This is a genomic window from Paenibacillus sp. JNU01 (genome assembly GCF_059130585.1).
This window is the reverse complement of record NZ_CP169723.1, coordinates 5,787,569-5,800,371: the sequence shown is the minus strand read 5'-3', so window position 1 is coordinate 5,800,371 and position 12,803 is coordinate 5,787,569. Positions and strand designations below refer to the sequence as shown.

11 protein-coding genes are annotated in these 12,803 nt (G+C 43.3%); 3 read left to right on the top strand and 8 right to left on the bottom strand.

The window, feature by feature from the left end; translation table 11 throughout:
• Positions 1 to 79 precede the first annotated feature (79 nt).
• The 3 genes from NLBNIHML_RS25295 to NLBNIHML_RS25285 all read right to left on the bottom strand — a co-directional run bounded on the left by NLBNIHML_RS25295 (position 80) and on the right by NLBNIHML_RS25285 (position 3,650).
• A complete protein-coding gene (locus NLBNIHML_RS25295; protein ID WP_494353066.1) occupies positions 80 to 1,225 on the bottom strand; it encodes a hypothetical protein in 1,146 nt (381 codons plus the stop codon).
• A gap of 678 nt (positions 1,226 to 1,903) precedes the next feature.
• Positions 1,904 to 2,776 (bottom strand): carbohydrate ABC transporter permease, encoded by an 873-nt coding sequence (locus NLBNIHML_RS25290; RefSeq protein WP_253432288.1) that lies wholly within the window; start codon positions 2,774 to 2,776, stop codon positions 1,904 to 1,906.
• Positions 2,777 to 2,792: 16 nt separating this feature from the next.
• On the bottom strand, positions 2,793 to 3,650 hold the full coding sequence (locus tag NLBNIHML_RS25285) for an ABC transporter permease (RefSeq protein WP_179086446.1): 858 nt from the start codon (positions 3,648 to 3,650) through the stop codon (positions 2,793 to 2,795).
• A 274-nt stretch (positions 3,651 to 3,924) separates the two neighbouring features.
• On the opposite strand from NLBNIHML_RS25285, the gene NLBNIHML_RS25280 reads away from it, so the two are divergent.
• The 3 genes from NLBNIHML_RS25280 to NLBNIHML_RS25270 all read left to right on the top strand — a co-directional run bounded on the left by NLBNIHML_RS25280 (position 3,925) and on the right by NLBNIHML_RS25270 (position 9,549).
• Entirely contained in the window at positions 3,925 to 5,730 is a 1,806-nt protein-coding gene (locus NLBNIHML_RS25280) for a sensor histidine kinase (RefSeq protein WP_494353065.1), read from the top strand.
• A gap of 231 nt (positions 5,731 to 5,961) precedes the next feature.
• Entirely contained in the window at positions 5,962 to 7,572 is a 1,611-nt protein-coding gene (locus NLBNIHML_RS25275; RefSeq protein WP_342572282.1) for a response regulator transcription factor, read from the top strand.
• A 297-nt stretch (positions 7,573 to 7,869) separates the two neighbouring features.
• Complete coding sequence (locus NLBNIHML_RS25270; RefSeq protein ID WP_100529643.1) at positions 7,870 to 9,549, top strand: type 2 periplasmic-binding domain-containing protein; 1,680 nt, start codon at positions 7,870 to 7,872, stop codon at positions 9,547 to 9,549.
• Positions 9,550 to 9,674: 125 nt separating this feature from the next.
• On the opposite strand, the gene NLBNIHML_RS25265 is transcribed toward NLBNIHML_RS25270, so the two are convergent.
• From NLBNIHML_RS25265 to NLBNIHML_RS25245, 5 genes are all read right to left on the bottom strand, one after another.
• Complete coding sequence (locus NLBNIHML_RS25265) at positions 9,675 to 10,259, bottom strand: hypothetical protein (protein WP_494353064.1); 585 nt, start codon at positions 10,257 to 10,259, stop codon at positions 9,675 to 9,677.
• 359 nt (positions 10,260 to 10,618) lie between these two features.
• On the bottom strand, positions 10,619 to 10,963 hold the full coding sequence (locus tag NLBNIHML_RS25260) for a hypothetical protein (protein ID WP_494353063.1): 345 nt from the start codon (positions 10,961 to 10,963) through the stop codon (positions 10,619 to 10,621).
• Positions 10,964 to 11,160: 197 nt separating this feature from the next.
• Positions 11,161 to 11,457, bottom strand: coding sequence for a hypothetical protein (locus NLBNIHML_RS25255; RefSeq protein ID WP_494353062.1), 297 nt, complete (start codon positions 11,455 to 11,457; stop codon positions 11,161 to 11,163).
• 12 nt (positions 11,458 to 11,469) lie between these two features.
• Positions 11,470 to 11,673: an aspartyl-phosphate phosphatase Spo0E family protein gene (locus NLBNIHML_RS25250; RefSeq protein ID WP_494353061.1), complete on the bottom strand. Its 204-nt coding sequence runs from the start codon at positions 11,671 to 11,673 to the stop codon at positions 11,470 to 11,472.
• Positions 11,674 to 12,193: 520 nt separating this feature from the next.
• Complete coding sequence (locus tag NLBNIHML_RS25245) at positions 12,194 to 12,757, bottom strand: hypothetical protein (protein ID WP_494353060.1); 564 nt, start codon at positions 12,755 to 12,757, stop codon at positions 12,194 to 12,196.
• Positions 12,758 to 12,803 lie beyond the last annotated feature (46 nt).

Genomic DNA, 12,803 nt, shown 5'->3' with positions numbered 1-12,803 from the left:
AACGATTTAATCTTGTTAAGCAGCTTCTCTTTTTTTGCTCAGATTCATATTTAGTAATCATATTCTTTCTCTCAACTTTCTACTTGTGAATTGGATGGAGTTTAATAATTGGCGCTAAGCCTTCAGATTGTAAAACTTCTAACTTAGCTGGAGGGATGCTTTCTTGCAAATCTCCATTCATAACATCCATCGCTTCCCATTCGACGAACACAACAAAGTTTTCTGTCAGTATGGAGTAATCGGACCAATTCGTCTTTTCATTAAGGGTATACGCGACTTCTTTCCACAAGTTCTTGCCTTCCTCCCACCAATCTCCGTTGCTACGCCAATACATAATAAGAGTTCGAAGTTTCTGAATTAAATATTGATCCGTAAGTTCCTGTTGATCGTTCATCGGATGATCTCCTGAATTCCAGATCGTGTAATAATATTCTTCCTCATCATTATCTTTTACTTCTATTTGCTCCTCTCTTACTTCTTGCAAGCCAGGATGGAAAATAGGTGAGTATACCGTATGCACTTCATCATGCAAGTAGATCGACATAAAACAATACTCTTTGTCTGATTGATTCTCATAAAGATCGCTAATAATTTCTTTTAAGGCTAGAATGAGTTCCTCTTTTACCGTTTCTCTGAGTATTAAGACTTCCTCATATGGCATCCTTACATAGATAACACCTTTGGTCCCATCTAACACTCGCAGTAGATTGCCTTGCTCATCATATTCGAAATAGGTTCGAAGAAGATGATTAAAATAAGCATTATTTTCATATTGAGGTTGATATATTTGAACCAAAATGGTCCCCTCATAGATATAGTCTTCAACCACTAATTTATCGAATCGAGGGAAATATTCCACAGACCGATCGATCAATCCATCTTGCAACAAGTACTCTTTGATGGAATCCAAAATTCCATTGACATACGTTCTGGTAGTTTTTTTATTTTCTTCATATGCAGTATAAGCATACCCTTCAATTAAATCATCACAAGCCGAGATCCTTTTGTTGCCATGCTTATCAAACCCATAATATGTATTCGTCTCTTTATCTGAAATATCTCCAGAAATTTCACCTTGGCGTTCAAACCAATATGGAGAAATGTCATAACACTTGCTGGTGGTATATTCTCTTCTATGTAGCGATGCTTCAGCCTCTTCCTTGAAAAATGTATAATTCTCTTGGGCATTTTGACTAAGCTTTGCATAATATTCTTTGTCAATCATAATTTTTCACTCCTCCGTGTCAACTGTCTATGTCTTTCTAAATCGCCTGTAATTGCCTGTGCTCGTCTCTTATCAAGTCTCCATTCAAAAGAAAAAGAGAGAATTTCTTCTCTCTTTTCACTTAAGTAAGACAACTTAGTAAGACAACCACCCATACGTACGATAATCATGAGGTACTGGACGATAAAATTCTTCATGAACCATGTTCTTTTTAAATTGTTTTCGAAAACTTCTTTGAGTGAGTCTTCGAATGTACTTAACCTCGTTATGATAATAATACTTGGTTTTTCTGTGATTTCGATACTCATTTAATTTCTTGATTCTGGGATCGAAATCTCTTTTTATTCTCTTCCATGGATCCAGGTCCTTGTCTAGCTGTTGCATTTCCCATACTTGCATTTCGTCGTTATCTTTGAACAATAAGATCCCCGGCACGGACTTTAGATTTACCTAAAATAAGGTATGAGTAGTAACGTACCTAGAGGTCTATAACATATGGAGGTAGCAACACGATTAACCTCACTTCCATAATAGATTGGTACTATCTTACAACAAATTAATAGGATTGAAAATATTTACACAAAAAGAAGCCACCTCCCTGGCCTTCCCCAGTTCAGTAACTCCTTTTTCATAATACATTCCTTTCAGTTGAGCAACACATGTTTACATTTACGTTCCCTACTCCTTAACAGCACCAACCACAATCCCCGTTACAAAGTAACGTTGCAGGAACGGATACACTAACAAGATCGGAAGTGCACTGATAAAGATCTGCGAAGCCCGAATCGTCCGTTGGGACAGGTTCTTCACCGCTTCCGGATCAAGCTTCGACATATCGGCCTGCACGATGATCGTCTGCATGAATGTCGCGAGTGGCAGCTTTTCCGCATCACGGATGTAGATAATCCCATCAAAGTATGCGTTCCAATGCCCAACCATCATGAAGAGTGAAACCGTTGCAATAACAGGTACGGAGACCGGCAGATAGATTTTGATAAACGTCTGCAAGTGACCTGCCCCATCAATAAATGCAGCTTCCTCCAGATCCTTCGGAACGGTACGGAAGAAATTCAGCAATAGAATGATGTTGAACACCGCAACCAATCCCGGCAGGATCAAGGCCAGCAATGTGTTCATCAGACCCAGCTTCAGAATCAGGATATACCCCGGAATGAGGCCACCGCTGAACAGCATCGTGATGACAAAATACCACAGATAGATGTTACGTGCGCGGAACACCCGCGTCTCCTTGGACAGCGCATAGGCTGCAAGTGTATTGACGATTAACGCAAGCCCTGTACCGAGTACGGTCCGCTCCACGGATACCCATAAGGAGGAGAGGAAGTTGGTATTGGCAAATGTTTTTGCATACGCCTCCAATGTAAATCCAATCGGCCAGAACGTGACGAGACCAGCATTCGCAGGTGCAGATGCGCTAAGAGATACCATGAGCAAGTGATACAAAGGCAGCAAGCAGAGCAGTGAAAGCAGGGTCAGTAACACATTGTTGAATATGCTGAATATGCGGTAAGGCATCGTTTTATGATACATTCGTTCGTCCTCCTCTCTAGAAAATTCGGTATCCGGCGAATCGGTAAGCCAGTCGGTACGAGATCACAATCAGGATCAGGCTGATGACCGATTTGAACAGATTCACAGCGGTAGCGAAACTGAACTGCCCACTAAGCAGACCTTCTCTATACACAAACGTATCGATAATATCACCTTGTTGGTAAATCAACGGGCTATATAAGTTAAAGATCTGGTCAAAGTTGGCGTTAAGCACGTTCCCCAGTGCCAGGGTCGCGATGACGATCCCAATCGGAATAAGTGCCGGGATGGTAATATACATCGTTTGCTTCCAGCGTCCTGCGCCATCCACTTCAGCCGCTTCATAAAGTGCCGGGTTAATGCCGGACAATGCCGCAAGGAAGATGATCGTGTTGAATCCAAACTCTTTCCAGACATCACTTGCGATAATCGTGAACCGGAACCAGCTGCCATCCCCCAGGAAGAAGATCGGCTTGATGCCGAATACGGATACCAGGAACTGATTGACAATACCCGTCTGGGCCAGAATGTCGATCAGGATACCGGATAACGTTACCCAAGACAGAAAGTGTGGCAGATACACGAGCGTCTGAATCGTTCTTTTCAGCGCCATCTTCCGTACCTCGTTGAGCAATAAGGCGAAGACAAACGGAATGATCAGATTCATGACAATCTTCGTACAGGCAAAAAATAGCGTGTTCCACGTAATTTGCAGGAAATAATCATTTTCCCACATATACCTGAAGTGCTTCAGTCCTACCCATTCGGAATTGAAAAATCCCAGTGCAGGTTTATAATCCTGAAATGCCATCAAAATCCCGGACATCGGAATGTATGAAAATATAAAGACCATAATGGCTGCCGGCAACACCATGAAGTGCAGAATCCATGGCTGTTTATAGCGTCTTTTTCTCTTTTTCTCCAGCTTGTTCCCAACGTTTGCCTGCGGGACCCGCTTACCCTCCAATTTAGCCTCCATAGCACTGCTCCTGTTCCCAAAAAAAGTTTTTGTGTGTGATGGGGTTCTCTGATATAAATAGTATCAAGCCATACTGAGGTCTGCTATATAACATTGTTAGGCTTGATAGTGTTTTGTTAGGGCCATCCTAGAAACAGTTGTTTACACACGAATTAAAAGGAGACTTTTTATGTATATATGGAAGCGCTTCATGCCTTTTCAAAATAAAACCAGATCCCGATTCAGTCTATTCGCCAAAATAAATCTGTTAATTGTGGTCTTATTCATCCCCATTCTGATCATGTACACCTACTCGAATAACGTCACCTATGATGTCGTCAGCAAAGAACTGCAAATCTCCAACACGAAACAGCTCACGTTCTTGTCCAGTCAGATCGACTCCCGCATCAATCAGATGATGGATTTCAGCCTGATTCTCTCCCGAGATCCCAATGTCAGAGCCTTCAACGGCCTGAACATGTGGGATGATCGATATGACCGGATGCAGACCCGTTATGTGATTCAGGAGAAGATGACGCTTCAGACGAGCGTTACCGATATATGGCCTACCCGATATGCGGTGTATTCACAGCAGAATGAGGATGTCATCGCCAACTACAACCGAACTACCGGATATGATGAGGCCTATTTGAAAAAAAATATGAGCGGACAATGGACCTATGGGGATCAAAGTGCGGAATCACAGGATGAGATGAAATCCTTCTATTGGTTCTATACGGACTCCCTTGCCCAACCAGGAATGCTCACGGGAAGCAATCTGGTGATTGAAGCCAGCTTCAGCTATGAGAATATTCAGAATATGCTGGATACGTATAAAGCAGGTGGACAAGGCGATCCTTTCTTATATCACAAAGGAAATGCACCCATTCTGAATCGCAGCGCGGACAAGCAATTATCCGCAGCACTCACCCAGTATCTGGATACACACTCGCCAGAGGATACTACACAGGACGTGGTCGAACTAAACGGAAAGAAATATCTGGTTAGCTCCGTGAAGTCTACCTATCTGGATTGGCATCTGGTTGACGTCATCCCGCTGTATCAGATTTTGAAACCCATCTCGCTCAGTCAGAATCTGTTCTACACCAGTATGATTTTGCTACTCGTTGTGGGCATCTCGGCTTCCATCCTGCTGTACCGGAATGTCCAGTATCCGATCAAACAGCTGATCAAAGGTTTACGCCGCGTAGAGCAGGGCGATTATTCTGTTCGACTGCATAGCAAAAACCAGAATGAATTCTCATTCCTGTTCCGCCGATTCAACGATATGTCCCATCAGATTCAGGATCTGATCGAGAATGTGTTCCATGAGAAAATTAGAGCCAGGGAAGCTACGCTGAAGCAATTACAAGCGCAGATTAATCCGCATTTCCTATATAATTGTCTTGGTTATATCATCAACATGGCTCAGATGAAGGACGAGCAAGCCGTCGTCTCCATGGCGCATAACCTAAGTGCGTATTATCGCTATACCACCCGTATGGAAAAGGAGACATCGTCGCTTCAGGAAGAGATCAAGCTGCTGATCAACTATCTGGATATCCAGAAGCTGCGCAATGGCCGAATTGAATATCACATTGATATTCCTGAGGACATGCTTGCCCAATCGGTGCCGCGATTAATGCTTCAACCGATGGTCGAGAATTCCGTCATACACGGTGTGGCGAAGTCCTATTCATCCGGGGAAATCCGAATTACCGGGGAGCGCAAGAATGGTTTTGGCAGAATATACATCGACGACGACGGACCCGGCCTAAGCCCCGAACAGTACGAAGCGCTGAACTTGAAGATGCAGGAACCTTTACAAGAAGAAATGGGCTGCGGCCTCTGGAATACGAATCAACGAATCATGCACACATTCGGAAGCCATTCCTACCTCCTATTCGGCCCCTCCCCACTTGGCGGATTCCGAACCGAAATTATCTGGGAGATATCAAAAGAGGATACGGAGCGAGGAGATTCTTCTAAGAGTTAAAGTTAATACAACCAATAAATTGAGATTTAATTTTGAACAAGATCATGTACACGATAACGCAGAGGACAGAAAAAACCTGAAGAAACGGAGTGCTCGCCTTTATCCCCAGATTTACACGTTTAAAAAATCAATCAATAAATCTGGGGGTAACAGCGATCGGAAGGTTATTCTGTCATCGGAGTGGCAAGTGTACATATGTCTGCGTTCAACCACCAAGGAGACAATACAAACATGCACATGATGATCGTAGACGATGAAGCACACTGGGTCGATAACCTGTCCATGACCAAACCCTGGCATACGCTGGGGATTGAACATGTGCATAAAGCCTACTCGGCCCACGAAGCACTACAAATGATTGACACCCACCCTATTGATATCGTGATCTCGGATATACAGATGCCCGAAATGACAGGTATAGAACTAATCGAACGTATCCGCATACGGGACAAAAAAATTAAATGCATCCTGTTATCCGGGTATTCCGAATTCGATTACGCCAAAAAAGCGATCCAGTTCGAAGCCGTAGACTATTTGTTGAAGCCGCCCACTGACGATGAACTAATGGGTGCTGTTCAGAAGGCCATTGATCAATTGAACAATGAATGGGAACTGGTCAGTTCACTGACACGAACGCAGTTTACGTTGCGAGAGAATCTCCCCCATTTACGAGGACGACTGCTCCTTGGGGCGTTGCAGGGACAACGAATCGCCGCTGCCGAATGGGAGCGGAAGCTCGCCAATTATGATCTCCCTTTTCACACCGGGGATGCCGCATTAATGTTGGTTCGTTTGGAAGAAGAATTCGGACACTATGACAGCAATGATCAGACCCTGATCGAATATGCGATCATCAACATGGCGGAAGAGATTATGGGTGAGTTTATGGAAGTGTGGGGCGTGAAGGAGGAACACGGATATCTGGTGTTTTTGCTTCAGTTGAAAGAACGGAAAGGCGATATTGGCAAAGAAACCATGCTGGAGAAGCTATCGATTCAGCTTCAATCCAAAGTAAAACAGTTTCTGAAAGGCTCCCTCTCCATCGTTATCACCGAGTGGTTCACCTTCCCGGAACAGATTTACGATCGCTTCCGTCAGGCTTCGGCCTATTTCCGGCAGATCGTTGGCGACGAACGCGAATTTGTCATGCGTGTGAGCGATGTCGAGACGCCTGCAGCGCAAGGTCCACTCGACGTGTTGTACACCCCGCCCACCTTCATTAGCCTGTTGGAAAGTGGACAGTGGGATGCCGCCGAAGAGAAAATCCTCGCAGTCTGCGCCGAGTTGGATGAGAAATGGTCGGAATCCTGGGAACATTGCATGGAGGCAGGTTTTCTTATTACAGCTTCATTCACTAATATTGCTCACCGAAACAAGCTGACCCTGACCACTTTAATGGGAAATGATGTCGAGGATTTACAAAGTGGCGAAGTCTTCGCTACCATCAGCAAACTGCGGAAATGGTCGCTCAGCGTGCTCGGTAAACTCAAGGAAGGCACATCCAATGAGATCAAGGATATTCGTTCGGATTATGTGAAGAAGATTCAGGATTTTACAGATAAGAACCTGCATCTGGATGTCTCTTTGCGTGTATTGGCTGACCATGTCAATCTGCACCCAACCCACCTGTCCAAGATCTATAAGATCGAAACGGGCGAAGGCATCAGTGATTATATCTCGCGCCTGCGTATGGATCGGGCCTGTCACAAGCTGGTGACGACCACCAAAAAAGTATATGAAATCAGCATGGAGATTGGTTATATGGACCCGGCTTATTTTATCAAAGTGTTCAAGCGTCAATTCGGCGTTACGCCGCAAGAATACAGAGACCAGCACAAATAACATCTTAGAGGTTGTTCAAAAAATCCGCTTTTGATTACGAAGGATGCCTCACGGCATCATCAGCATCGAATATGGAATTCAGCCGAAATGTCCGTTGCTCACGTAGTTTGCCTACGCTCCGCTACTCCATTTCTAGCTTTATCCCATCTTCTCGGTACTGAAAACCGAATTTTTTGAACTTCATTTGAACATTCACTAATAGAGTCCTATGGAAACTAACAAACTCATATAGATGCCCTCCCGCCCAAATTGGTACAGTTACATTGTAAAGATCATACACCGTAGGGGGACTGAACAATGATCAAATTTAAAACATGGTGGTCACTGCTCATGGTTATCGCGCTCATCACGATCACTGCGTGCGGCAGTGGCGAGACAGCCAGTGACAATGGTACCGATAATACGCCGGGAACTGTCGGCTCAGCGGAAGCAGAAGCTGCTTTTGCCAAAGGAAAATATGACCCACCCATCGAGTTCAGTTCGGTATTAATGCCGAAGAAATACGTGCAAGGGGATACCAAAGAAAATAACGTGCACGATCGCTGGATGCTCGAAACGCTGGGTATGAAACATAAAGATACCTGGTATCCGGCCAATGACGATCAATACAGACAAAAGCTGCAACTGGCGATCGCCTCTGGCGAGAAGCTGCCTGATTTCGTCACCGTACCCACCAATGCGGTACTGACCAATCAGCTGATCGACTCCGGTCAATTCATCGCCATCGATGAGTTGTTCGACAAGTACGCGAGTCAGACCCTGAAAGATCACGCAGCAGCACATCCTGAACTGTGGTATCCGTTCACCAAGGACGGCAAGAAATACAACATGCCGATCATGGAGTACACCGATAACGACGATACACTGCTCTGGCTCCGCGAGGACTGGATGGAGAAGCTGAACCTGGAAGCTCCGAAAACCATCGCAGACCTTGAGAACATCATGGACAAATTCAAGAACGAGAACCCGGACGGTCTGTCTCCAGACAAAGTATTCCCGCTGGCGATCTCGCTGAAAAATAACACCAACACCTGGATGGGTCAGCTCGACTGGTTGTTCGGTGCATACGGTACAATCGAGGAGCAATGGAACAAAGACGCGAATGGCAACCTCGAGTACGGCTCCGTTAACCCGGGAGCCAAACAAGCCCTAGCCAAGCTGGCTGAATGGATGGATAAAGGTTATATCCACGCTGACTCCGCTCTGTGGGACGAAGGCAAATCCGCTGAAAGCTGGACAGCTGGCAAAGCAGGCATTCTGCCTGGCGCAAACTGGGTACCTGACTGGCCTGCACCTGACCTGCTGAAGAACGTACCTGGCTCTAAGTATAAAGCTTACCCTGTTCCAGCTGGCCCAGACGGCAAGATCGGTACGAAGTGGCAGAACTCTGGTGTCAACGCAAGTATCATGATTAACAAGGATGCGAAGCATCCAGAAGCCATCTTCCTGTACTACAACTACCTGCTGGATAATCTTGCGAACCCGAAAGCGGGCAGTGAGTATGAATACGGCTTCGCCAAAGGTTACGACTGGGATATCATTGACGGACAACCGACCAGTGACAAAGAGAAGATCAAAGACTTCTCCAACGAATTCCCGTTCCTGACCGGCCCAGCACGTATCCCGGATCTGTACATGAAAACACTCGTGAAGCTGGCCAACGGCGAGAAGCCTGAAACACCGTACGAGAAACAAATGGCCGAATTCCGCAAACCGGAAAACTGGTATGCAGGTAAAGTCGTTATGTCCCAGATCGACGTCCGTAAACAAAACTATTTCACTGGCGCTGCAACACCAACCATGGTATCCAAATGGAACCTGCTCCGTCAGTCTGAGATGGAAACCTTCAACAAAATCATCTACGGCAATCTGCCAATTGATGCCTTTGACCAATTCGTCGCCAACTGGAAATCCAATGGCGGAGATCAGATCACGCAAGAAGTGAATGATTGGTTTAAGTCAGTGAGTGCGAAGTAAGAATTGGATTTGGGGAAAGTAGAGCATTAAAACCCGAGCCGAAGCGAGGTATTCAAGCTTCGGCTCGGGTTTTTAAGTGTAGATCAGGGTCGTTTCCCTCTGTAATTCAAATAATATCCATTGTGCTACTTAAAATACTTTTCACTTACCTCGTTATATAAGGCAGAATAATGTTCATCTTTTTCGGCAATATCCAGATCATTAGTGGATTGAATACTCATATTACTTTGACTTTCCGGGTAAACATATTTACCCTGATGGTTGCCGATGATCTCATATGAACCTGAAGGTTCCTCTGGACTTTGATATAAAAACAATAGATAGTTTTTACCCGACGTTAAAGGTTGATACAATTCATTTGGATATTTTACATATGCACCTGCCACATCTCTCCACTTGGCATAGTATTCAACTACGTTTAGTTCCTCCCCCTCCTTCACTTCACCCTTGTATACTTTCTTCACTTTTATATTTGAAAATGTACGTGTGTCCAATGGATACTTATCCTTTTGATCTAATTCAACGATTGAATTCGTTTCCTCTTCCCAATCAGCCTCCACAATGACAGTAGCTAATGATTCTATCTCAGAAAGAGCGTAATTGTGGTAATCTGCATCTGGACGTAGTTCTTGTGCATTTAAATGCTTATATCCAAAAAAAATGCTAACCCCCATCACAGCTATAACTCCTGCTATTATCCACTTTTTCATGTCAGCACCTCCAAAGTTTAATTTCCATATTTCTCTTTTATATTTGACTTATCATAGGTCTGTACAGTTTTCATTTCCTAAATAAAACAATCACGATTAAATACTTCAAAATACAGCAACTTTAACAGAATCCGTACCCATAATTCGGTTTCCATTTTTCTCTTCTGATCCGACCTCAATACCAATTTTTAATGACTCAGAGGGGGACATTCCCTTTTGATCTGGACTTAACTCGATCACAATCGTTCCAGTACCTCCGCCATTTGCTATGTAATTTCGTTCTCTCCCAATCTCAATCATCGTGCGCCATGAAGAGTCATCAGAAGAATTCATCCAAGTGGATATATACTCAGCGGGCTTTAACTTCGATTGATTTTCAGGATAACTGCTAGTGATGCTGGAGACACTCCATTGATCAGGGATATAAAATGCAACACTCCCCAGTCAGCGGGGTCAATCTCTACATGTGCTACTATTTTGATATGATCAATATGCTCCTTCTCACCCTCAACAAATATCGTTCCTTCTGTCATTGTCTTTAAATTCGTTGATTTGGCATCCAGATCAAAGTTTTTGACTTGAATAATATTTCCATTAACCACTGGCCCATTAGCTTCATTTTTGTTGGTATTTAAAAAAAACAGAATAGATACAATCGCAATAAACATAAAAAGCACGATTAAGTATTTAGATCTTTTTTTCATAATATCCATACCTCTCTTCTACCCTTGTTTTTTTAAGCTTAACACATACACTAAGTCCTCCTTTCCTTAATTTAGAATTTGGAAAAGTAGAGCATTAAAACAGGAGCCAAAGCGATAGATTCACGCTTCGGCTCCGGTTTTTAAGTTAAGTTTGAGGTAGCTTCCCCTGACTTATGGGTTCGCTTAGTGGATCAAGCCTAAGTATCGGTCTCCTCTGGCATCGACTGACCCAGCAAGGATACTGTGAGCTGAATACCATCTCGTAGTCCCTGCATATACAACCTCTCATTTTCTATGCCTTTTCTGACAATATAACGATTCTCCCACTCGATATATTCAGGTGTCTGCTCGACATCCTTACCTGCAAACAAAACTTCAAGCGCTTCGTCTGTTCCCCGACGTACTCGACTCAGTTCAGGATCATGTTCGATCCGGGCAGTCACCTCATCCAGCCTTGCTTGAATCGCTCGTTGCATCCACCGTGGAAAATCCATAGCTTCTCCTCCCTACCCATTATGTACTTCGCTCATTGCCGTGCTACTATGTTTCGCCTTCGCTTCACTAACTCGGGCCACCAGTTCGTCCACCCTTCGGCTCTGTTCCTGAACCTCAGGGTTCTCCCACAACGGAATCGCTTGATTCAAGGATGCCTCACCAAGCTGATTAAGCTTGCGCCGTTCCTCTTCCAATAAGTCAAGCAACCGGCTCATACATGCACCCTCTCTGATGGGTCTAAACTGTGTCATGTCTTGTTAATGCTAGACGTGAGCAGTCAATTTTAATGCGAATATCTGTACCCGATGTTGAATACTAATATTTTCATCTAAACCAAATTTTAAGATAAACTATGATTGCTTTAATGCGGCAATCGAATTAAAAATAAAAAAACACCGATATAAACTTTCGGTGTCAATAATAAGACCAACTCTCAGCTTCCTATCTAACCTCACAGTCACAGCAAATTCACTGGTCTGTTAAGAAATTTCTCCCCCCTCCACCCAAGGCTTTAAAAAGCTCCTACTCGATCCTCCATTAATCTCATCCTCAACTTTCAAATGTGTTGTATCTTTTTGTTTGGTTTGGTTTAGGGGTTTGGTTTAGGGGTTTTGTATAACGTTCCTGTATTCACGACTCGACGCATGTCAAGTATCCGGCGAATGACGGAACAAGAACGTATGTACGCAGCGTGAATATTATGTTATCAGAAGTTCTGTACTATTCTACATTGAATTAATTATAAATTACGCTCAATAGGTCAACTATAAAATAAGACAAAGCTATATTTATGATACTTAAAAATAATATAGAGATAGACAAAGAGTTTTTCTTTATAAAAGTAGCTGTTAGGAATTTTATCTTTAACATTTTGAAATCATCTTTCACCTGAAATAAGCAATCATTAATTTCCAATAAAACTTCTAAGTAGATGAAAAAAAAAGCCGAAGATATAATCCATGTACTTTGTTCTACTGGCTTCATTGGTGATAATTGAACAATCATAACTATCCAAACCATAAACATTATTTTAAGCAAGGACTTTACTAACACAATAAGAAATTTCAAATTCGCAAAACCGAGTATCATAAAAAAACCGACTGTCATTATATTAATTTCTAAAATTCCACTTATCAAACTACTATATGCTGTTTTATTCAAGACTTTAGCCCAAAGAGCCAAACCAAGTGCATATACCAAAAGACTTGAAATTAAAAAAGCGATTTGGAAAGGAATCAGTATCATTTCTTTTCTGAGTTTTTCTTTCTCTTCACAGACTCTCTCTACTCTGGTTTTCAACGATCTTTGTCCTTTCTTATTCAAAAATTTCTGATAACGTTTCTGT

Bases quoted from the DNA above. Each gene is read 5' to 3' on its own strand.
- NLBNIHML_RS25295 (WP_494353066.1), bottom strand. From the start codon at position 1,225: ATGATTGACAAAGAATATTATGCAAAGCTTAGTCAAAATGCCCAAGAG.
- NLBNIHML_RS25290 (WP_253432288.1), bottom strand. From the start codon at position 2,776: ATGTATCATAAAACGATGCCTTACCGCATATTCAGCATATTCAACAAT.
- NLBNIHML_RS25285 (WP_179086446.1), bottom strand. From the start codon at position 3,650: ATGGTGTTGCCGGCAGCCATTATGGTCTTTATATTTTCATACATTCCG.
- NLBNIHML_RS25280 (WP_494353065.1), top strand. From the start codon at position 3,925: ATGTATATATGGAAGCGCTTCATGCCTTTTCAAAATAAAACCAGATCC.
- NLBNIHML_RS25275 (WP_342572282.1), top strand. From the start codon at position 5,962: ATGCACATGATGATCGTAGACGATGAAGCACACTGGGTCGATAACCTG.
- NLBNIHML_RS25270 (WP_100529643.1), top strand. From the start codon at position 7,870: ATGATCAAATTTAAAACATGGTGGTCACTGCTCATGGTTATCGCGCTC.
- NLBNIHML_RS25265 (WP_494353064.1), bottom strand. From the start codon at position 10,259: ATGAAAAAGTGGATAATAGCAGGAGTTATAGCTGTGATGGGGGTTAGC.
- NLBNIHML_RS25260 (WP_494353063.1), bottom strand. From the start codon at position 10,963: ATGAAAAAAAGATCTAAATACTTAATCGTGCTTTTTATGTTTATTGCG.
- NLBNIHML_RS25255 (WP_494353062.1), bottom strand. From the start codon at position 11,457: ATGGATTTTCCACGGTGGATGCAACGAGCGATTCAAGCAAGGCTGGAT.
- NLBNIHML_RS25250 (WP_494353061.1), bottom strand. From the start codon at position 11,673: ATGAGCCGGTTGCTTGACTTATTGGAAGAGGAACGGCGCAAGCTTAAT.